The sequence below is a fragment of the Rhodoferax sp. LB1P47 genome (assembly GCF_056521445.1).
On sequence record NZ_JBWMAU010000012.1, the window covers coordinates 104,668 to 126,727 of the forward strand.

Genomic DNA, 22,060 nt, shown 5'->3' on the forward strand with positions numbered 1-22,060 from the left:
AATTCATTCAAATAAAAATTTATTACTTTAAACCAAGGCGGTGCATCAAGTCGTACAGGGTAGGACGGCTCACCCCCAGCAACTCCGCTGCTTTAACGATATTGCCATTCACCCGCCCGAGGGCCGCAACAATCGCCCCTCTTTCGGCATTGTCTCGAACGGCTCTCAAGTCCAGTGATTTATCCGACATTTCTGAAGCCGCTGATTCCAAACCTACGTCTTCTGGCAAAATTTTATTGCTGTCAGACATAATTACGGCCCGCTTGATACAGTTTTCAAGTTCTCGGATATTGCCTGGCCAATTGTGCTGCTCAATCAAGCGCACACTTTCTTCACTGAGGTTCAATGAACCTCTGTTTTGCTCACGCGCAAAGCGCCGAACAAATGCAAAAGCCAATAATGCAGCATCCCCTTTTCTGGCGCGTAGAGGCGGAATATTGATAACAATTTCAGCCAAGCGGTAGTACAAGTCTTCGCGAAAACGACTTTCTTTACTGAGTGCTTTTAAATCCTGGTGGGTCGCACACACAATGCGCACATCTACCGGGATTTCTTGGCGCCCGCCGACACGCTCGATCGTGCGCTCCTGGATAAAACGCAGCAATTTGGCTTGCAGCGAAAAGGGCAAATCGCCAATTTCGTCGAGCATCAAGGTGCCGCCGTTGGCCAATTCGATCTTTCCTAGCGTTGTTTTAGCGGCTCCGGTGAATGCGCCTTTTTCATATCCAAACAGCTCGCTTTCCAGCAGGTTTTCAGGAATAGCGGCGCAATTGATCGCCACAAATTTTTCATTTTTACGCGGCGATGCTTGGTGCAAACCGCGCGCTAAAACCTCTTTGCCCGTACCGCTCTCGCCCAATAGCATGACGGTTGCGGTGGTGTTGGCGACTTTTTCAATCGTTCTGCACACCCGCAGCATCTCTGGATCGCGGGTAATCAGGCCGGTCAATGCATCCGGTTGGTACATGGACTGTAGGCGTCGGTTCTCCTTTTGAAGCTCGAACATCCTGAACGCCCGCTCGATCGTCAGATTCAGTAGATCCGGTTCAAATGGCTTAGCAAAAAAGTCGTAGGCACCCAATGCAACCGCACGCAAGGCATTGGCCTGGTCGTTTTGACCAGTCAACACAATCACCTTGGTGTCTGGCTCTACCGTGAGAATTTGCTCAAGCAACAGGAAGCCTTCGGAAACACCGTCAGCGTCAGGTGGCAGGCCCAGATCCATAGTGACAACAGCCGGGCTGTGGCGGCGCAATTGCACCAAGGCACTGTCGCGGTCATGGGCGGTTACCGAATCAAACTTATCGACAGACCATTTGATTTGCTTTTGCAGAGCCAAATCGTCTTCCACTATCAAAAGTGAACGTGCAGTATCTGCACTCATGGCGCACCCGATATGTGCAGATCAGAGTCCTTATGGACTTCAAACAAAGGCAATAAAAGCGTCACCAGCGTTCCTTGATTTAGCGCACTATTCACCAAAATTTTGCCTCCTAATTCCTGCACATACTGAAAGCTCTCATAGGCGCCTATGCCCATACCCGCCTGTTTGGTTGTCTGGAACGGCTTGAACAAGCGTTCCTGGACAAACTCTTCAGACATACCCTGACCGGTGTCGCCGATTTCTACGCGGGCTTGTCCATTGGATCGGTCCAGGGTCAACCATACGCGCCCTGTTGTCTCTGTCGCATCAAATGCATTTTGCACAATGTGCCCGATGATCCGCTCAAGGCGCTCCTCGTGGCCCCGCGTGACAACTCGGTCGGTGAGTGTGACCTCTAGAGTCCGGTCCCGTTTAGACGCCATAGTGGCAATGCGTTGCACGATAGCCCCCAAGTCCACGCCCACTGCCGTGCCGGGGGGGGTTGCACCTTCTCGCAATTGAAGCATTAGCTGGCGCATTCTGTCTAACGAATTTTCTACCGTCATCAGCATATCTTGCTGAAACTCGGGGTTGGCGTGCAGACGCTTCGCGTTTTTAAGCATCAACGAAAGCTGTGTGACGATGTTTTTAAGATCATGTACAACGAAGGCAGACATCCGGTTGAATGCATCAAATTTACGAACTTCCAGCAAGGCCTCTGTGGCCCGCATCTGTGCCAAATAACTCGCGGCCTGGCGACCTGCCGTTTTCAGGAGATCGTTTACCTCCCAATTGACATCGATCGTGGTGCGTGCGCGCACCAAAACCACAAAACTAATCAACTCACCACCGGCAGTCAACGGCACGATCAACCACGCTTGGGGGATGTCTTGCAGCCAGAGTGGCAGCGTGAGGTTGCCATAGCGCTTGGAAAATGAGCGGAACTCCTCCAAATTGACAACCCAACCACTGCTTGCCAAAAACAGGCATAGCGGAGAAGCGGCATCTTCTTTGTCGGGAGTTACGGCAATATTCCAGTGCGCTGTTTGGCGAAATACGTCTTCGCCCGTACTTTTCATCCACAAACCACCGCCCGGACTGTCCAGCATATCGGCCAGCGCCCGCACCACCTGCTGCCCCATGTCCTGTGGGGCATTGTTGCTTGAGAGCGTATGGGTAAATTTAAGCCACTCTTCCCGGTAGTCGTAGCGGTAGCGAAAAAAGTGCTTGCCCACCAAAACCCTCAACTTCGCACGGAATGTCCCCGACACCGCCAGCACCATCAGTGCTATCAAAGCAGAGAACACCACCCCCACCTGTAAAGCCCGGCCCCATTCCCCACCAAAATACCGCACGTAGTAGCCCACGGCCGAAATAAAGACCAAATAGGCCCCGGCAACCAAGAGTGTCGCGGAGTGAAAGGCAGCTTTTTGGGACACCCGGATGTTGGAAATCCAGTCTTGTCGGCGGGTTGTCGATAACAACAATAAGAACACCATCATGGCGTGGACAGCACCACGCATCGTGCTGGCATCCAGATCCAGGCGTTTAAACAAAACAGCCTGCGAATACAGATACAGGTCAAACAAAAATGTCCCAGCCAAGCCCAAACTTAATGGCTTGACATTCCAACGGGAATCCTCGGTCACATTCCGATAGATTTGCTCCAACAAAACCAATGCCAATACGGGAAGGGCCATGGCGGTCATCAGCGCGATGGAAGTGGCATCGCCCAAAGCGGAAATATCCAACACCGGAAAAATTTGAGCCCCCAAACCGATGCCGACCAACCCGACGGCCAGCAAGGGTAACCACCCCATCCCGGGGGGTAGCCGACCATCCCGGCTAGAGCGGCAAAGGGTCAGCATGAATCCAAACCAGCAGCCATAGCGCATCACATCCGCCACATTGCCCAATACACGCAACGTGTTATTACCGGACAACAGCTCGCACCATCCCCACACAGCAGAGAACACCACGGCACACAGCAAATAGGCCGTAGACCCATTTCTGGGGCCGCCCGCATACCGCGTAAACAGCAAACGTAGCGCAAATCCGGAATACACCAACCCGACCAAGGCGTAGCCCACGGCGGTTAGCGTCAAAATTTCTTGGTCCATCGGGTACAGGTGCAATAGAGGGGCTTGGCACCCCGCACACAACGCACGTCAGCGCGCTCCCTTGGCCATGAGCACCACACCTACCGTCTCGAACAAGATAACGATGTCTAAAAACAGCGAATGGTTTTTGACGTAGTAGAGGTCATATTGGAGCTTTTCGGCGGAGTCCTCCAGCGTGGAGCCGTAGTGGTAGCGCACTTGTGCCCATCCGGTCACACCGGGTTTCACGCTTTGGCGCACCGCGTAGTAAGGAATCTGGCGTGTCAATTGGTCCACAAAATAGGGCCGCTCAGGACGGGGCCCGACCATGCTCATATCGCCCGTCAATACGCAAAAAAGCTGTGGCAACTCATCCACCCGCAGCTTACGGATCACATTGCCAACCCGCGTAATCCGATCGTCCTTGGCCGATGCCCAACGCGGTGTTCCATCCTTCTCTGCATCGGTGCGCATGCTGCGAAACTTCACTACGTTGAACAGTCGGCCGTTAAAACCGACCCGCTCTTGGCGGTAAAAAATTGGCCCTCGGCTCTCTAGCACTACCAACAGCATGGTGATGAGCATGATGGGCAAGCTCAGCACAATCAGCATCACGGCACTGACAATATCAAATAACCGCTTGACGGCCGTACGCATGCCGCCTTGGCTAAAGCCATCGCCAAAAATAAGCCACCCGGCATTCACCGAGTCCAGGCGAATCTGCCCCTTGGTTTTCTCAAAATGCGTCGCCACATCGACCACCCGCACGCCGTGCAGTTTGCAATCCAACAGTTCACGCAGCGGCATGCTGCCCCCACGGCGCTCGACCAAGGCGACCACGATCTCATCCACCTCTAGCTCCAACGCGGTGTCGGTCAAGGATTTATGCTTGGACAAAATTCCCCAGGCCGACACCTCTGACTCGGCCTCGTTGGGACTTGCGTAGTAACCCACCACATCCACATGGGGGTCTTCATTTTTGAGCGTTTTGCCCACCAAGGCGGCACGGGGGCCCGTGCCAAACACCAGTACACGGTGGCGCATCATGGATTGCGGCATCGAATGAACAACATACACCCGGTGCAGCATCAGCACGGCAAAACCGACCATAGCAGCCATCGCCAGGGTTTCGCGGCTGGTAGAACTTTGGGGGAAGATTGAAAACACGCCGTAGGTCAAGGGCAATGCCAAAACCAACGACAAAGCCGCTCGCGCACGCGATTGGTTCAACGACCGGTCATGGATACGCTGGTAAAAGCCCAGCGCCGAGTTGATCACCAGCATACCCAACGACAGCAAACTGGCATGCCCCAGCAAAGAAACCACCGAGGTAAATTCTTCGCCCTTCCAGATCACCACCGCCAAGACGGCCAGAATGACCAGTCCGAGATCCAGAAAAATCTGCTGTAGCGTGCGCCGGTGCAGATAGTGGTTGAATATTTTGATCACGCCTGCCGCCCATCTGCTGTAGGAGCCCAGCGACCCCTTCTTGGGGCTGCCAGCATCTCTTCCAACCGGCTCAGTTTAGTGTCCATATTTTGAAGAAAATGCATCGAATCTCGGTAAATCTACGGGATATGTTGAATATAAAGCGTGCTTGCCAGCATTGGGAAAGCCCGCAGACAGAGCGCTCTGTGGGATAAATTTTTCTGGTGCATTATGGGCTTTTTTTGAGACGAATCTGCCCGGTCTTTGAATGCGCTTACCGCACTATTCCTACCCAGCTCACTCCCATTCAGACGGTTATTCCGCTTAAAACGCCCGGCAGAGGGTCTGATAGTTCTCCCAAGCACGGCAAAATTGCCACATGGTGAAAAAACTACTGATTGCGGGTGGGGGCATTGGCGGCATGGCCTCCGCATTGGCATGCGCGCAGGCCGGGTGGGCTGTGCACGTATATGAACGGGCCGCTGCCCTGCATGAAGTCGGGGCTGGCATCCAGATCGGCCCCAATGTCACGCGGCTGCTGCACCACTGGAACCTGCACACCGCATTAAAAGCCGTAGCCGCGTTTCCGCAACGCCTACAGGTGCGCGATGCCTTGACGGCACAAGGTCTGGGCACACTGGCATTGGGTGCCACCATGCAACAGCGCTATGGCGCGCCCTACGCCACCCTGCACCGGGCCGATCTGCTGGCGCTGCTACACACCGCCGTGCAGCAAACCAACGCCACCGTGCAACTGAACCACAGCTTGCAGCACTTCACCCAGACAGCGCATGGCATAACCGTCGGTAATCACTCAGGAGAAGAAGTCACAGGCGATGCATTGGTCGGGGCCGATGGCGTGTGGAGCCCCGTACGCCAGTGGCTATTGCACGACGGCCCACCGCGCACCACCGGCCACCTGGCCTACCGCACCCTGGTACGCCAAGACAGCTTGCCGCAAGCCCTGCGCTCACAGCAGGTCACAGTCTGGCTCGGCCCGCATCTGCATGTGGTGCAGTACCCCGTGCGCAGCGGGGACTGGCTCAACCTGGTGGCCATCGTGCACGGCCAACTGCCAGACCCCCAAGCCAACCTGGAGCATTGGAACCACAGCGCCCATGCCGCCGACCTGCACACCAGCCTGGCGGGCGTATGTACCCCGCTGCAAGACCTGTTTAGGGCCATTGACCACTGGCGCCTATGGGTTCTGTGCGACCGCCCGCCGATGGCCGGAGCCCACCAGCAGGCACAAGGCCGCGTCGCACTGCTGGGCGATGCCGCACACCCGATGCGGCCGTATCTGGCCCAGGGCGCAGGCATGGCCATCGAAGACGCTGCCGCCTTGGGCCACGCGCTAAGCAACGCACGCCAACCAAACGCTGACGTGCCCGCTGCGCTGGCCCAATACGCCCAACAACGCTGGCAACGCAACGCACGCGTGCAGGCCCGCGCCATCCGCAACGGACACCTATTCCATGCCTCAGGACTGCTCCGATGGGGCCGAAACCAGGCCATGCAACTGGGCGGAGAGCGCTTGCTGAACCTGCCCTGGCTGTACGGTTACGGCCTATAGCCGCATGCCGAGCTCTGCGCGGGCACACACTAGCCCGCCGAAATCCTGCGCAAAGTGGATGATTGACGCTGCAAGTTGATTGAAAACTGCGCACTCCCTGCCAGATGATGGGCGCACCCACCCACACTGCAAGGAGCCACCCACATGGCAGATTTATTCGACAACCCGATGGGCCTTCTGGGCTTTGAATTCGTGGAGTTCGCGTCGCCCACCCCGGGCGTACTGGAACCCGTATTCGAGCGCATGGGTTTCACCCTGGTGGCCAAGCACCGCTCCAAAGACGTGCTGCTGTACCGCCAGGGCGGCATCAACTTCATCGTCAACCGCGAGCCCAAAAGCGTGGCCGGTTTCTTCGCCGCCGAGCACGGCCCCAGCGCCTGCGGCATGGCGTTTCGGGTGAAAGACTCGCACCACGCCTACCGCCGCGCACTGGAACTCGGTGCCCAGCCTATCGAACTGCACCCCGGCCCGATGGAGCTGAACCTACCCGCCATCAAGGGCATTGGCGGCGCGCCGCTCTACCTGATCGACCGGTTTGAAGATGGCAAATCTATCTACGACATCGACTTTGACTTCATCGAAGGTGTAGACCGCCGCCCCAAAGGACACGGCCTACAGCTGATCGACCACCTGACCCACAACGTCTACCGGGGCCGCATGGCGTTCTGGGCCGATTTTTACGAGCGCCTGTTCAACTTCCGCGAGATCCGCTTCTTCGACATCCAGGGCGAATACACCGGCCTGACCTCCAAAGCGCTCACCGCCCCCGACGGCATGATCCGCATACCCTTGAACGAGGAAGCGCGCCAGGGTGGCGGGCAGATCGAAGAGTTCCTAATGAAATTCAGCGGCGAAGGCATCCAGCACATTGCGCTGATCTGCGACGACCTGCTGGCCACGGTAGACCGCCTGGCGCTGGCCGGTGTGCCGCTGATGACCGCGCCCAGCGATAGCTACTACGAGATGCTTGACGGCCGCCTGCCCGGCCACGGCCAGCCAGTGACTGAACTGCAAACGCGCGGCATCTTGATAGACGGATCGACCGACGGCGGCACTCCGCGTTTACTGCTGCAAATCTTCTCGCAAACCCAGCTCGGTCCGGTGTTTTTTGAGTTCATCCAGCGCAAGGGCGACGAAGGCTTTGGCGAGGGTAATTTCAAAGCGCTGTTTGAGTCGCTGGAACGCGACCAGTTGCAGCGCGGTGTGCTACAAAAACAAGGCTTTTCCCATACGTAAAAATGGTTTCCAGCGCATATAAAACCTGCGCCACAAGCTACTTAAACAATAGCAAAACCCAACCGCCGTGATACGTCTGCAACGGCCTCGCGGACCGCCACCGCCATGGCGGAATCCCAGGCCCCATCAAAATGGTCTTCATGGCCCAGCGCGGTAATCACCAGTGCCGCCCGGCCTTCATGGTCCAAGGCAGCAGCACTGAAGGCATTGACGCTGGGGATGGGCCGCCCCAACGCACGGGTAACGCCGTGGGCCTGCATTTCCTGTTGCGCCGAACGCAGCTCGGCGTCGAGGTTTTGCGCACCCACTCGGTCGATGGCGCTGAAGCGCCCCATGGGTCCGGCCAGCGCTTCCTCCAAAATCTTGCGCGGCAGCACGGCGGCAAATGCGCGCCCGGTGGCGGTGCCCAACACCGACATCACCGTGCCCGCCCGCATGTTCACATGCAGCGGTTGGCGCGCCTCCACCATACGCACCACGGTTGGCCCCATATTGCCCCACAGCGCAATGACCACGCTCTGGTCGGTGCTGGCGGCCAACCGTTCGGCCACCGGCACGGCCACCTTCATCGGGTCCAGCTGGTGCAGGCAGCTCAGGCCCAACTGCAGCGCGGCAGGCCCCAGGGCGTAGAGCCCATCCACCTGCTGCTCGATCAAACCCAATTTTGAGAAGCTGACCAAGTAGGGGTGCGCGCGCGCGGCGGGCAGATCTGCCTGCGCCGCCAGGTCTTTGAGCGTCATCGGCCCTGGCTGGTGGGACAGCGCCAGCAGCAAGCGCCCGCCTACCTCGATCGACTGTACCGCGCGCTGTTCACGGGGTTCCTGCATGGCCACTCCTTTTTAATAATTCGCCTATGACAAAGTATTTTGACATAGGCGAATTTTTAGCTATGATTCAACAAACTAATTTGCAGTTAACAAATTTACCATCCACCCCACTTTCTACACACCACCATGAACATCAAAAAATTTGCCTCCCACGCGGACCTAGAAGAGAAAACCGTCACCTTCAGCCAAATCTCCGAACACGCCTGGGCCTACACCGCCGAGGGCGACCCCAACACCGGCATCATCATTGGCGACAACGCCGTGCTGGTGGCCGACACCCAGGCCACCCCGGCCATGGCCGCCGACGTGGTCCGCCGTATCCGCGAGGTGACCGACAAGCCCATCCAGTACGTTGTGATGACGCACTACCACGCGGTGCGCGTGCTGGGTGCCAGCGCCTACAACGCACAGCAAATCCTGGCCAGCCAGGACACCTATGACCTGATCGTGGAGCGCGGTCAGTTCGACAAAGACAGCGAAATCGGCCGGTTCCCGCGCCTGTTCCAGAACGTGGAGTCCGTGCCGCCCGGCCTGACCTGGCCCACCATGACCTTCACCGGCAAGATGACCCTGTGGCTGGGCAAGCTGGAGGTGCAGTTGCTGCAACTGGGCCGGGGCCACACCAAGGGCGACACCGTGGTCTGGCTGCCGCAGGAGCGCACCCTGCTCAGCGGCGACCTGGTCGAGTTCGATGCCACCCCTTATGCGGGCGATGCCTACTTCAAGGACTGGCCGCAAACCCTGGACAACCTAGCCGCACTGCAACCCGCCGCACTGGTGCCCGGCCGTGGCCCGGCCCTGGTGACGCCTGAGCAGGTAAGTGCCGGGCTGCGCAGCACCCGCGACTTCATCGCCGACGTGCGCACCAGCGTGGAAGCCGGGGTGGCCGCTGGCAAGGATCTGCACGCCGTCTACCAAAGCACCATGGAAGCACTGCGCCCCAAGTACGGCCACTGGGTCATCTTCGACCACTGCATGCCGTTTGACGTGACCCGCTGCTTTGACGAAGTCACCCAGTACCCCCACCCCCGCATCTGGACGGCAGAGCGCGATATAGAGATGTGGAAGACCCTGGAAGCCTAAGCCCCAAAAATAAGAACCAAGAGACAAGATATGCCCCCCACCGATTACCAAAAACTAGAGTTCCCCGCCACCCACCACCCCGACCAAGATGCCGCCACCCCGGTGCGCCGCCCGGTGGTGGTGGTCGGCGCAGGCCCCGTGGGCCTGGCGCTGGCGGTAGACTTGGCCCAGCAAGGCCAGCCTGTGGTGCTGCTGGACAACGACAACACCCTCTCCAGCGGCTCGCGCGCCATCTGCTTTGCCAAGCGCACCTTGGAGATTTTTGACCGCCTGGGCTGTGGTGACCGTATGGTGGACAAAGGCGTGTCGTGGAACATCGGCAAAGTGTTTTTCAAAAGCGAAGAGGTCTACCGCTTCGACCTGCTGCCCGAACCCGGCCATGAACGTCCGGCTTTCATCAACCTGCAGCAGTACTACGTAGAGGGCTTTCTAGCCGAGCGCGCCGCAGAGCTGCCACTGATCGACATCCGCTGGAAACACGCGGTCACCGGACTGGACCAGCAGGCCGACTTTGCCCGCCTCACCATCCAAACCCCCAACGGCCCCTACCAGCTGGATGCCGACTACGTGGCCGCCTGCGACGGCGCGGGCTCGGCCCTGCGCAAACTGGCCGGGCTGGAAAGCAAGGGCCGCAGCTTTCGCGACCGCTTCCTGATCGCCGACATCAAGCTCAAAGAGGAACACAGTGGGCTGGAACTGAAGGCCGAACGCTGGTTCTGGTTCGACCCCGACTTTCACCGCAACCAGAGCGTGTTGCTGCACATGCAGCCCGACGGCGTATGGCGCATCGACTTCCAGCTAGGCTGGGATGCCGACCCCGCAGAGGAAAAAAAGCCCGAGAACATCATCCCCCGCGTCAAGGCCCTGCTGGGCGAGGACGCGCAGTTTGAGCTGGAATGGGCCAGCGTCTACACCTTTGCCTGCCTGCGCATGGCCAGCTTTCGCCATGGCCGGGTACTGTTTGCGGGCGACTCGGCGCACGGTGTGTCGCCGTTTGGCGCGCGCGGTGCCAACTCGGGCGTGCAGGATGCCGAAAATCTGGCCTGGAAGCTGGCCGCCGTGCTGCAAGGCCGTGCCCCTGATGCACTGCTGGACAGCTACGGCACTGAGCGCGAATACGCCGCCGATGAAAACATCCGCAACTCCACCCGCGCCACCGACTTCATCACACCCAAGAGCGAGATCAGTCGCCTGTTCCGTAATGCCACGTTAGCCCTGAGCAAGCACCACCCCTTTGCCCGCGTGCTGGTCAACAGCGGTCGCTTGTCGGTGCCCGCCACCCTGCTGCACTCGTCGCTGAACAGCCTGGACACCGACAGCTTCAGCGGTCACATGGTGCCCGGTTCCGCCGCCGCCGATGCGCCGCTGGCCGACGGCGGCTGGCTACTGCGCGCCTGTAGCCGCACCGGCTTTACCGCCTTGGTGTTTGGCGACGATGCCGCCGCTCGGGCCATCGCTCAGGCAGATCTGTACGTGGTGCAGGTGCCGCTGACCAACGCCCTGGCCGTGCAGCGTTACGACGCCCAAGCCGGTACGGTCTACCTTCTACGCCCGGACCAGCATGTGTGCGCCCGCTGGCGTGCCCCCAGTACCACCGCCATCCGCAATGCCTGCCAACGCGCACTGGCCGCCTGAAAGGAAAAACAATGCAGCCTACCCTTCACTCCACACTCAACACCGCCCCCAACCTGGACGCGCCCGATGACTTTTACGAGGCACTGATCGAAGCCCACCAAGGCCTCAGCGCCGAGGAAAGCCACGCTTTCAACGCCCGGCTGGTGCTGGTGCTGGCCAACCACATCGGCGCATTGCCCGTACTACGCCAGGCCTTCGCTGCCGCTGCCTGAACCCTATAACCACAAAGAGACAATTCCCATGACCACTAAACGTATCCTCATCGCCATGGCACTTTCCACTCTGGCATGGGCTGCTGCTGCCCAGGACGGCAAGCCGATTGAATGGGTGGTGGGCTATGCCGCCGGCGGCGGTTCCGACGCAGTGGCCCGCGCCACCGCCGAGGCCATGGCCAAAAGCCTGGGCAGCCCCATCGTCATCAACAACAAGCCGGGCGCGGCCACCAACATCGCCGCCGAATACACCGCCCGCGCCAAAGACTTTGGCCATGTGATGATGACGGCAGACTTTGCCACCCTGGCGGCCAACCCGGCGCTGTTTTCCAAGCTGGGCTACAACGCCGAAAAAGACCTGGCCCCGGTCGGCCTGCTGGCGCGCTTTCCGCTGGTGCTGGTGGTGGGGCCGCAGGTACCGGCCAAGAACTACAAGGAATTTCTGGCCTGGGTGAAAGCCCAGCCCAATGGCGTGAACTACGCGTCGGCAGGCGTGGGCAGCCCTCACCACCTGGCCACCGAGTTGCTGCGCGAAAAAATGGGGACCCCCATGACCCATGTGGCCTACCGGGGTGCCTCGCCCGCCATTGCCGACGTGCTGGGTGGCCAGGTGCCGTTCATGCTGGTGGACACGGCCAGCGGCAACCAGTTTGTGTTGGCCGGTAAGCTCCGGGCCATCGGCGTGGCCAGTGCCAAGCGCATCGCCACCCTGCCCGATGTGCCCACGCTGGCCGAACAAGGTCTGACCGACTTCGAGGCTTACGCTTGGCAAGGCCTGGCCGTGCCCTCCGGCACACCGGCCGACACCGTGGCCAAACTCAACAAGGTTCTGGTCGAGGCACTGAACTCCACCGTGGTGAAGGCCCGGTTTCAGGCGCTAGGCGTGGAAGGCCTGCCCGGCACGCCAGCACAGATGGCCAGCTATGCCAAAAGCGAACGCGAGCGCTGGGGCCGCCTGATCCGCGACAACAACATCAAAGTCGATTGATTTTTAATAAAACAGGTCGATAGCGCATATTCCACCTGCGCTAGAAGCTACACAAACAATAGCAACACCATGACCACTGCACCTTCTCTACCACGCCATTACCAAAGCGGCTTTGGCAACGAATACGCCAGCGAGGCCGTGCCAGGCAGCCTGCCGCAGGGCCGCAATAGCCCGCAACAGGCCCCGCATGGCCTGTATGCAGAGCTGGTGTCGGGCACGGCATTCACCGCGCCGCGCGCCGAAAACCGGCGCAGCTGGCTGTACCGCCGCCAGCCGTCGGTGGTCAGTGGAGGCTACCAGCCCTATGTGCAGGCGCTGTGGACCAGCGGTGCCGCAGGCGGCATGGCCAGCCCGCCCGACCCGCTGCGCTGGAGCCCATTTCCCCTGCCCGCCGACGGCAGCCACGTGGACTTTGTCGATGGCCTAGCCACCCTGGTGGCCAATGGTGATGCGGACGCGCAGGTGGGCATGGCGGCAATCGTGTATGCCGCCAACACCTCGATGCAGCTACGCGCGCTGGTGAATGCCGATGGCGAAATGCTGCTGATCCCGCAGCAAGGCCGCCTGGTCATCACCACCGAACTGGGCGTGCTGGACGTGGCACCGGGTGAAATTGCGCTCATCCCCCGTGGCATCGCCTTCAAGGTCGGTTTGCCCGACTCGGAAGCGGGCGCGGGCGCATCACGCGGCTACGTGTGCGAGAACTACGGTGCTCCGTTTCGCCTGCCCGAGCTGGGGCCGATTGGCTCCAACGGTCTGGCCAACGCACGCGACTTCATGGCCCCGGTGGCGGCGTTTGAAGAGGATGTCGGCACCTACGAGATCGTTAAAAAGTACGGCGGCACCCTGTGGCACAACCAGCAGCCGGGCACCCCGTTCAACGTGGTTGCCTGGCACGGCAACCTGGCGCCAGTGAAGTACGACACAGCGCGCTTCATGGTTATCGGCTCCATCAGCTTTGACCACCCCGACCCCAGCATATTCACCGTGCTGACCAGCCCCAGCGACACGCCCGGCACGGCCAACTGCGACTTCGTGATCTTCCCGCCGCGCTGGATGGTGGCCGAGGACACCTTCCGCCCGCCCTGGTACCACCGCAACCTGATGAGCGAATTCATGGGGCTGGTAAGCGGCCAATACGATGCCAAGCCTGAAGGATTCAAGCCCGGCGGCGCCAGCCTGCACAACTGCATGGTGCCGCACGGCCCCGACGCAGAGGCCTTTGACCAAGCCAGCCACGCCCAGCTACAGCCGCACAAGCTGGACAACACCCTGGCCTTCATGTTGGAGAGCCGCTACCGTTTCGTACCCACCGCCTTTGCCATGCAAGGCGGCATGCTGGATACCGCCTACGCCGACTGCTGGAGCAGCCTGCCCGACGTATTTTTGAAAGCCACCGCATGACCTCCCCACCCGACACAAGCCACGACGCAAGCCTACAAAGCTGGGTCGCATCTGCCAACCATCCGGCCAGCGACTTCCCGATACAAAACCTGCCGTTTGGCCGCTTCAAGCAGCACGATGATTGGCGCATCGGCGTCGCCATTGGCGACCAGGTGCTGGACCTGCGCGCCGCCGGGCTGATTGACCACAGCGACATGCAGCGGCTGATGGCGCAGCCCTCGGATGCCCGCCGCAGCCTGCGCCAGGCGTTGGTGGACGGCCTGGCGGTTGACAGCCCCCGGCAAGCGCAGTTTCAGGCCGCGCTGCACGCCCAGGCCGAGGTGGAACTCGGCCTGCCCTGCGACATCGGCGACTACACCGACTTCTACACCAGCATCCACCACGCCACCACCATCGGCAAGCAGCTGCGGCCCGACAACCCGCTACTGCCCAACTACAAATGGCTGCCCATTGGCTACCACGGCCGTGCCTCCAGCATCGTGCCCAGCGGCACGCCCCTCCACCGGCCCCACGGCCAGACCAAGGCCCCCGACCAGGCCGCACCCACCCTGGGCCCCAGCCGCCGCCTGGACTACGAGCTGGAGCTGGGCCTGGTCATTGGCCGCCCCAACCCGCTGGGCCAGCCCATCCGCATGGAGCGCGCCGAGGAGCACGTATTCGGCGTAGCCCTGTTCAACGACTGGAGCGCCCGCGACGTGCAGGCCTGGGAATACCAGCCGCTGGGGCCGTTTTTGGCCAAAAACTTTGCCAGCACCCTGTCGCCCTGGGTGGTGACGCTGGAAGCGCTGGCACCCTTTCGCGAACCGCACACCCGGCCCGAGGGCGATCCTTTGGCATTAAATTACCTCTCCGCGCATACCAATACTGCGCAAGGTGCTATCAATATTGAACTAGAGGTGTGGTTACAAACGGCGCAGATGCAGGCCGCCGGCCACGCGGGCGACCGGCTCTCGCAGTCCAACTACCGCGATGCCTACTGGACCGTGGCGCAGCTGGTGGCGCACCACACGGTCAACGGTTGCAACCTGCGCGCGGGCGACCTGTTTGGCACCGGCACACTGTCCGGCCCCTTGCCCGAGCAAGGCGGCTCACTGATGGAGCTGAGCGCGGGCGGTAAGCGGCCTATTGCCCTGTCCAACGGCGAAACCCGCACCTACCTGGAAGACGGGGACACCGTGGTCTTGCGCGGCTACTGCGTGCGCGAGGGCTTTAGGCGCATCGGGTTTGGCGAATGCCGGGGCACGGTGCTGCCTGCGCTAACGGTATAGACATGCTGGCCCTGCACACCTACTTTCGCAGCTCCGCCGCCTACCGGGTGCGGATTGCGCTGGGCCTGAAGGGGCTGGATGCGCACATGCTGCCCGTGCATCTGCTGAAAAACGGCGGCGAGCAACGCAGCGATGCGTACTTGGCCGTCAACCCGGCCGGTCTGGTGCCCACGCTAGTGCACGACGGGCAAGCGCTCACCCAGTCGCTGGCCATCATCGAATACCTGGAAGAGCGCTGGCCGCAGCCCGCGCTGCTGGGCGCAAATGCACTGGAGCGGGCCCACATCCGCGCGCTGGCGCTCGACATTGCCTGCGAAATCCACCCGCTCAACAACCTGAGGGTGCTGAGCTACCTGGGCACAGAAATGGGCCTGGACAGCGAGCAAAAGAATCGCTGGTACCGGCACTGGACCGAAACCGGCCTGGCTACGGTTGAGGCCCGGCTACGCCAAACATCGGGGCAGTTCAGCGTGGGCGACAGCCCCACCCTGGCCGACTGCTGCCTGGTGCCCCAGGTGTTCAACGCCCAACGCTTTCACTGTAGGCTGGACCACGTGCCCACCGTCATGGCGGTGCACGCACGGTGCGCCAGTCTGCCAGCGTTCCAGCAGGCAGCCCCCCCGCAGCAGCCAGACGCAGAGTAAGTCGACTGGTGCAGAACTTGCATTAGGTTTGAGGTTTTCTCCTTTACCGATACCGCCGCCATGCCAGCCCCACCCTCTTCCCACGGCTCTGCCCTTTCGTTCGAGAACTGGCTCGGCCACATCAACGCGGCATGCGGTGCCTTTCAGGCCCGCGTACAGGGCGAGGCCTTTCGCGGCAGCTTTGATGCGGTGGAAAGTGGGGTCGTGCGCCTCAGCGTGGTGGAAGGCGTGCACACCCGCCTGTACCGCAGCCAGATCGACGTGAGGCGGGGCGACGACCAGAAGTTTTTTGCCGTGTTGCAGTTGCAGGGCCAGTGCGGTGTGGAGCAGGGCACGCAGCAGGCCGCCCTCAGCCAGGGCGACATCGTCCTGTTAGACGCCGCCCGCCCCTGCAGTATTGTGCTGGGCGCGCAGTCCCGCCAGGTATCGCTGCTCCTGCCCCGGCAGACGGTACTGCGCCAGTTGCTTGCGGGCCGTGTCGCGTGCGCGCAGCGCATTCCAGCGCATTCGGCGGTGGCCATCGTGGCGGGGGCCTTGATGCACGCCACCCTGTCGCAGTCCCAGGCGGGTCTGGCCGTGCAGGAAGGGGAAGCCGTGCTGGACGCGCTGGTCACCTTGCTCAAGCCCGCTATCGGCCTGGCCGGGGTCGCACAGCCCGATGCCGAGGAGTTGCACCAGCGCATGTTCCGCAAGGCCTGCGATGCCATCGACGCGCACTTGGCCGACGAAAACCTGTCGCCACAGTGGATTGCCCAGACCATTGGCGTTTCGGTGCGCAGCCTGTACCGGATGTTTTCTGGCCACGGCCTGGTGGTAGCGCAGTACATCAAAAACCGCCGCCTGGACCTGTGCGCACAGGCTTTGCGGCAGGCCGCATGCCATGAAAAACTGTCCACCCTGGGCTATAGCTGGGGTTTTGCCGACTCCAGCCACTTTTCATCGGCGTTCAAAACGCGTTTTGGTATGCCTCCGGGCGAATACCGCAGGCGCTGCCACGGCTGACACAACAGCGGACACAGCGGCCCTCTTTGGCAGGCAGGCACAGCCATTTGGCAGGCGCAACAAAGTCTGGCCCGGCCAAGCTACCTAAGCTGTGGGGCATCGCAGTGGAGCCTTGCAGCAGCGGCTACCACGCGTATTTTTGACCCCACCCACGTTGTTGAAAGCAGCCACTATGTTTAAACCCCATCACCTCCCTGGAGGGCACGCAGTCGGTGCACTCAGCCTGGCACTCGCCCTGGCCTTGGGGACGACCGCCCTGTGGACACCCTCCGCCCAAGCCCACGGCGGCGCGGCCACCATGGTGCCGATGCAAAAGACCCTGGAGGCCTTTGGTGCCACGGTGCGCTGGGACAGCTTTGCCAACCTGTACACCATCACCCGCAACAGCACCACGGTGCGCGTCAAGCCCGGCTCCAAGACGGCCCTGGTGAACGGCAAACCGCTGGCGCTGGAGGTGCCGGTGGTATTACGCAAGGGCCAGGCCTACGTGGCGCAGGGCTTCATCAACCAGGTGTTCCAGTCGGGCCTGGACACCACCTTTGTGGTGGAGCGCACACCCAGTCCACTCAACCCGCTGACGGCAGCCGAAATCCAGGCGACGGTAGACATCCTGAAAGCCTCAGGCCGCTACCAAGCGGGCTACCGCTTTACAGAAATCAGCATCAAAACCCCGCCCAAAGACCAAGTCTGGAGCTTTGCCCTGACCGGGCAGCCCGTGCAGGCTCCGCGCCAGGCGGCGTTTGTCATCCTGGACGGCAAAAAGGTGATCGAAGGCAGCGTGGATTTGGCGGCACGCAATGTGTCCAACTGGAAAGAGGTGGAAGGCGCACATGGCATGGTGCTACTGGACGACTTTGCTACCGTGCAGGCGGTCATTGAAGCCAGCCCCGAGTACGCGCAGGCCCTGTCCAAGCGCGGCATCAAAGATGTCAAAAAGGTGGTGGCTACGCCGCTCACAGTGGGCTACTTTGACGGCAAGGACGGGCTGCGCCAGGAAGACCGGCTGCTGAAGATCGTCAGCTATCTGGAGACCGGCGACGGCAACTACTGGGCCCACCCTATCGAGAACCTGGTGGCGGTGGTCGATCTGGTGCAGAAAAAGCTCATCCAGATCGAAGACCAGGGTGTCATCCCGGTACCGATGAAACCCACCCCCTACGACGGGCGCGACCGCAAGGCCACCGCCGCCCCCAAGCCGCTGGAGATCACCGAGCCCGAGGGCAAGAACTTCACCATCACCGGCAACACTCTGCACTGGCGCAACTGGGACTTACATCTGCGGCTGGACTCGCGCGTGGGTCTGGTGCTGTCCACCGTAACCTACAACGACAAGGGCACCAAGCGCAAGGTGATGTACGAGGGCTCGCTGGGCGGCATGATCGTGCCCTACGGCGACCCGGATGCGGGCTGGTATTTCAAGGCCTACCTGGACTCTGGCGAATACGGCATGGGCACGCTGACATCGCCCATCCAGCGCGGCAAGGATGCCCCCGAAAACGCGGTACTACTGGACGCAACCCTGGCCGACTACACCGGCAAGGCCACCGCCGTGCCCAACGCCATCGCCGTGTTCGAGCGCTACGCCGGGCCCGAGTTCAAACACCAGGAAATGGGCCAACCCAGTATTGGGGCCGAGCGGCGCGAGCTGGTGGTGCGCTGGATCAGCACGGTGGGCAACTACGACTACATTTTTGACTGGGTGTTCGCCGAGAACGGCACCATCGGCATTGACGCGGGAGCCACCGGCATTGAGGCAGTCAAGGGCGTGAAGTCACGCACTATGGCCGATGCCACCGCCGCCGAAGACACCCGCTACGGCACCTTGCTGGACCACCACATCGTAGGCACTACCCACCAGCACATCTACAACTTCCGCCTCGACCTGGATGTGGACGGAGAGACCAACACCCTCACCGAAGTCGATCCGGTGGTGCTGCCCAACACGCGCAGCGGCCCGCGCACCAGCACCATGCAGACGACCACCCGTACCGTACCCACTGAGCGGGAGGCCGCGCAAAAGTTCGACCCCTCCACCATCCGCCTGCTGAGCAATACGGCCAAGACCAACAAGGTGGGCAACCCGGTGTCGTACCAGCTCATTCCTTACGCGGGTGGTACCCACCCCATCGCCAAAGGAGCCAACTTTGGCCAAGACGAATGGATCTACCACCGCCTGAGTTTCATGGACAAACAGCTGTGGATCACGCGCTACAACCCCGACGAGATGTTTCCCGAGGGCAAGTACCCCAACCGCTCCCGCACCGATACCGGTCTGGGCCAATTCACTGCCGACAACCAGTCGATTCTCAATAGCGACAACGTGGTCTGGCTGACCACCGGCACCACCCACATCGCCCGTGCCGAAGAGTGGCCCATCATGCCCACCGAATGGGTGCATGCCCTGCTCAAACCCTGGAATTTCTTTGACGAAACGCCCACGCTGGGACTGAACCAGCCTGCCAAGTAAAAGCCCAGTCCCCGGTTGCCAGCATCCGGCGCTGGGGACTGCAAAAAAATACCTACAAGAGACAAGAGACCCACCATGTACGCTGCCCACATGACCATCGGCGGTCGCGCCGTTTCCGCCGTCACCGCATTCGATGTGCACAACCCGGCTACCGGCAGCATTGTCGGCACGGCCCCCAACGCCAGCCTGGCCGACCTGGATGCCGCCGTGGCAGCGGCGCAAGCCGCCTTCCCGGCCTGGTCTCGCAAGCCGGATGACGAACTACAGCAGGCCTGCCAGGCCGTGGTGGAAAAGCTCGCTGCCCACGCCGAAGAGCTGGCGCAGCTTGTCACCCTGGAGCAAGGTAAACCGCTCAACGGCATGGGCTCGCGCTGGGAGCTGGGAGCCGCACAGGCTTGGGCCCGCTACACCAGCGGATTAGCACTGCCAATGAAAGTATTGCAGGACGATGCGCAAGGCCGCGTAGAACTGCACCGCAAGCCGCTGGGCGTGGTGGGCTCTATCACGCCATGGAACTTTCCGCTAATGATCGCCATCTGGCATGCCATGCCCGCGCTGCGCACGGGCAACACGGTGGTCATCAAACCCTCACCCAACACCCCATTGGCGACCCTGCGTATGGTGGCGCTACTCAACGAGGTGCTGCCGACAGGCGTGCTCAATTGCGTCACCGGGGACGACCGGGAGACCAACATCGGTGCAGCCATGGCGGCCCACGCGGGCATACGCAAGATCGTGTTTACCGGCTCCTGCGCGACCGGTCAAAAGGTGATGCAGTCTGCGGCCCGGACCATGAAGCGCCTGACGCTGGAACTGGGCGGCAACGACGCGGGCATTGTTCTACCCGATTGCGACCCCCAGGCCATCGCCGAGGGCCTGTTCTGGGGCAGCTTCCTCAATAACGGGCAAACCTGCGCAGCCATGAAGCGCCTGTATGTCCACGACAGCATCCACGACGCGGTGTGCGAACACCTGGTGGCCTACGCCAAAACTGTCCCGATGGGCGATGGCATGGCCGAACACAATTTACTGGGCCCGGTACAGAACCGCGTGCAGTTCGACAAAGTGGCGGCCCTGGTGGCCGATGCCCGCAATAAGGGCGATCTGCTGGTGGGCGGCACACCGGGCGACGGCCTGTTCTTTCCCGCCACCATCATCGCCGGACTGAAAAATGGCGACGCCCTGGTAGACGAAGAACAGTTTGGTCCTGCCTTGCCGGTAGTCCGCTACAAAGATGTCAACCAGGCCATACGCGCTGCGAACGATAGCCCCAACGGCCTGGGCGGATCGGTATGGTCCAACGACATAGAGCATGCGAAACAGGTGGCCCGCCAGATGGAATGCGGCTCCGTGTGGATCAACAAACACGGTGCCATCCAGCCCAACGCCCCGTTTGGTGGCACTAAGTCCTCCGGGATCGGAGTTGAATTTTCGGAAGAAGGCATGCAGGAATACACCGACCCGCAAGTCATTTTTTGCTGACCCGGCAGAGGCATAGACCGCGTGCAGCATGCCCAACGCGGGTTTATGTTCCAGAGAGGGAGGCGGAACACTAGTGTCGCGTCACGCATGACACGACACTATCCCGGCAGCACCGTGCGCCGCACCTTGCGCACGTTGAAGGCGCTGGCAATCAGCACCGCCTGCACCAGCGCCAGGCCGATGAACACGGCGGCAAACTGCCCGTGGTCCATCAACGTGCCAAACAGCAGCGGCGAAATCGCCTGCCCAATGTCCAGCCCCGAATACACCACGCCGTAGACCCGGCCGGTGGCGTTGGCCGGGGCCGCACGCTTGACGATCAAATCGCGCGACGGCCCGCCCGTACCCGCCGCAAAGCCCATCAGGCCAAACAGCAGCGGCACGCTCCAGGCCGGCACGTCGGCAAAGCCCAGCACCAGCGCCAAACCGGCGGCAATGCCAAAGCCCACGCCAATCACCCGTTCGCAGCGTGCCGGGTTGGCCGCCAAAAAGCCCCCCAGCACCATGCCGCCCGCGCTGCACAGCATGTAGACCGACAGGCACAGGGCCACCAGGTCCAGCGGCACGCCGTGCAACTGGCGCGCCGCCTCGGGGGCAAAGGCCTGCACCACACTGAGCGCCACGGCGTAGAAAAAGAAGAAGCCAAAGCACATCCACACCGCCGGGATGCGCAAAAAACCCAGGCTACCGCCCTCCATCTGTGGCACGGCTGACTTAGCCCCAGTGTGTACAGGCAGCACCGGCAAAGCCAGCTTGTCGCGGTACACCCACACCACCGCCAGCACCGCAAACGCCAGGCCGCCCGCCGAGGCCAACGCGGTGCGCCAGCCAAACGCCAACGCCAGCGGCACCAGCATGGCCGGGGCCAGCGCCCAGCCCAGGCTGCCGGTAATACCGTGCACGCTGTAGGCATGGCCCAGGCGCGGCGCGCTGATCTTGCGGTTCAGCAAGGTGTAGTCCACCGGGTGAAACACGCCGTTGCCCATGCCCGCAACTACCGAGAAAGCCGCCAGCATCGCGTAACTGGTGCTGATGGAAAACCCAAACGCCGCCAACCCCAGCAGCGCCAGCCCGGCAAACAAAATCGGCCGGGGGCCGAACTTATCCACCACAAAACCCGAGGCCATCTGCACCGCGCACGACACCACAAAAAAGATACTCATTAGCAGCCCCAGCTCGGCATAGCTGGCCTGGAAATCGTCCTTCAGCCAGGGGAACAACGGCGCCAACAGCAACTGGCTGAAATGGCTGATCATGTGCGCCCCGCCGACCAGACCGATCACACCGGCCTCCTGGCGCAGGCTGGGGGCAGAGGGAAATGGGGTGGTAGTCGTCATGCGGCCATCGTA

Annotated in this window: 17 protein-coding genes; 12 read left to right on the forward strand and 5 right to left on the reverse strand. The window is 61.3% G+C overall.

Translation table 11 applies throughout. The annotated features are described in order from the left end of the window. Window positions 1–22: 22 nt before the first annotated feature. From prsR to AC0969_RS14245, 3 genes are read right to left on the reverse strand one after another with little or no spacing between them, the layout of a single operon-like run. Window positions 23–1,384: a PEP-CTERM-box response regulator transcription factor gene (gene prsR, locus AC0969_RS14235; protein ID WP_479624804.1), complete on the reverse strand. Its 1,362-nt coding sequence runs from the start codon at window positions 1,382–1,384 to the stop codon at window positions 23–25. Beyond that, the gene (gene prsK, locus AC0969_RS14240; protein WP_479624805.1) at window positions 1,381–3,483 is read right to left on the reverse strand and encodes an XrtA/PEP-CTERM system histidine kinase PrsK; all 2,103 of its coding nucleotides are present in this window, start codon (window positions 3,481–3,483) and stop codon (window positions 1,381–1,383) included. Before prsK ends, prsR begins: the two co-directional genes overlap by 4 nt. A 48-nt stretch (window positions 3,484–3,531) precedes the next feature. Continuing rightward, window positions 3,532–4,911, reverse strand: a complete 1,380-nt coding sequence (locus tag AC0969_RS14245; RefSeq protein ID WP_479624806.1) for a TIGR03013 family XrtA/PEP-CTERM system glycosyltransferase — start codon at window positions 4,909–4,911, stop codon at window positions 3,532–3,534. A gap of 358 nt (window positions 4,912–5,269) precedes the next feature. Between AC0969_RS14245 and AC0969_RS14250 the strand changes: the two genes are divergently transcribed. Further along, on the forward strand, window positions 5,270–6,463 hold the full coding sequence (locus AC0969_RS14250) for an FAD-dependent monooxygenase (protein ID WP_479624807.1): 1,194 nt from the start codon (window positions 5,270–5,272) through the stop codon (window positions 6,461–6,463). A 144-nt stretch (window positions 6,464–6,607) separates the two neighbouring features. Continuing rightward, window positions 6,608–7,699: a 4-hydroxyphenylpyruvate dioxygenase gene (hppD, locus tag AC0969_RS14255; RefSeq protein ID WP_479624808.1), complete on the forward strand. Its 1,092-nt coding sequence runs from the start codon at window positions 6,608–6,610 to the stop codon at window positions 7,697–7,699. A 41-nt stretch (window positions 7,700–7,740) separates the two neighbouring features. Here the strand turns inward: hppD and AC0969_RS14260 are convergent, their stop codons facing one another. Further along, window positions 7,741–8,526 (reverse strand): IclR family transcriptional regulator, encoded by a 786-nt coding sequence (locus AC0969_RS14260; protein ID WP_479624809.1) that lies wholly within the window; start codon window positions 8,524–8,526, stop codon window positions 7,741–7,743. A gap of 126 nt (window positions 8,527–8,652) precedes the next feature. Here AC0969_RS14260 and AC0969_RS14265 point away from each other — a divergent pair, with 126 nt between their 5' ends. The 10 genes from AC0969_RS14265 to AC0969_RS14310 all read left to right on the forward strand — a co-directional run bounded on the left by AC0969_RS14265 (window position 8,653) and on the right by AC0969_RS14310 (window position 20,711). Then, entirely contained in the window at window positions 8,653–9,609 is a 957-nt protein-coding gene (locus AC0969_RS14265) for an MBL fold metallo-hydrolase (RefSeq protein WP_479624810.1), read from the forward strand. 30 nt (window positions 9,610–9,639) lie between these two features. Then, entirely contained in the window at window positions 9,640–11,244 is a 1,605-nt protein-coding gene (locus tag AC0969_RS14270) for an FAD-dependent oxidoreductase (RefSeq protein ID WP_479624811.1), read from the forward strand. A gap of 11 nt (window positions 11,245–11,255) precedes the next feature. Next, window positions 11,256–11,456, forward strand: coding sequence for a DUF2783 domain-containing protein (locus AC0969_RS14275; RefSeq protein ID WP_479624812.1), 201 nt, complete (start codon window positions 11,256–11,258; stop codon window positions 11,454–11,456). A 28-nt stretch (window positions 11,457–11,484) separates the two neighbouring features. Further along, window positions 11,485–12,444 carry a Bug family tripartite tricarboxylate transporter substrate binding protein gene (locus AC0969_RS14280; protein ID WP_479624813.1) on the forward strand — a complete coding sequence of 320 codons (960 nt, stop codon included), beginning with the start codon at window positions 11,485–11,487 and terminating at the stop codon, window positions 12,442–12,444. Between the two features lie 69 nt (window positions 12,445–12,513). Further along, the gene (gene hmgA / locus AC0969_RS14285) at window positions 12,514–13,848 is read left to right on the forward strand and encodes a homogentisate 1,2-dioxygenase (RefSeq protein WP_479624814.1); all 1,335 of its coding nucleotides are present in this window, start codon (window positions 12,514–12,516) and stop codon (window positions 13,846–13,848) included. Next, window positions 13,845–15,116, forward strand: a complete 1,272-nt coding sequence (fahA, locus tag AC0969_RS14290) for a fumarylacetoacetase (protein ID WP_479624815.1) — start codon at window positions 13,845–13,847, stop codon at window positions 15,114–15,116. The genes hmgA and fahA overlap by 4 nt, the downstream gene beginning before the upstream one ends. Window positions 15,117–15,121: 5 nt before the next feature. Beyond that, window positions 15,122–15,760, forward strand: coding sequence for a maleylacetoacetate isomerase (gene maiA / locus AC0969_RS14295; RefSeq protein ID WP_479624838.1), 639 nt, complete (start codon window positions 15,122–15,124; stop codon window positions 15,758–15,760). Window positions 15,761–15,820: 60 nt separating this feature from the next. Further along, window positions 15,821–16,762 (forward strand): transcriptional regulator FeaR, encoded by a 942-nt coding sequence (feaR, locus tag AC0969_RS14300; protein ID WP_479624816.1) that lies wholly within the window; start codon window positions 15,821–15,823, stop codon window positions 16,760–16,762. Window positions 16,763–16,934: 172 nt separating this feature from the next. Further along, window positions 16,935–19,229 carry a primary-amine oxidase gene (gene tynA, locus AC0969_RS14305; RefSeq protein ID WP_479624817.1) on the forward strand — a complete coding sequence of 765 codons (2,295 nt, stop codon included), beginning with the start codon at window positions 16,935–16,937 and terminating at the stop codon, window positions 19,227–19,229. 75 nt (window positions 19,230–19,304) lie between these two features. Next, on the forward strand, window positions 19,305–20,711 hold the full coding sequence (locus AC0969_RS14310; protein ID WP_479624818.1) for an aldehyde dehydrogenase family protein: 1,407 nt from the start codon (window positions 19,305–19,307) through the stop codon (window positions 20,709–20,711). Window positions 20,712–20,809: 98 nt separating this feature from the next. Here the strand turns inward: AC0969_RS14310 and AC0969_RS14315 are convergent, their stop codons facing one another. Continuing rightward, window positions 20,810–22,048, reverse strand: coding sequence for an MFS transporter (locus AC0969_RS14315; RefSeq protein ID WP_479624819.1), 1,239 nt, complete (start codon window positions 22,046–22,048; stop codon window positions 20,810–20,812). Window positions 22,049–22,060: the final 12 nt, after the last annotated feature.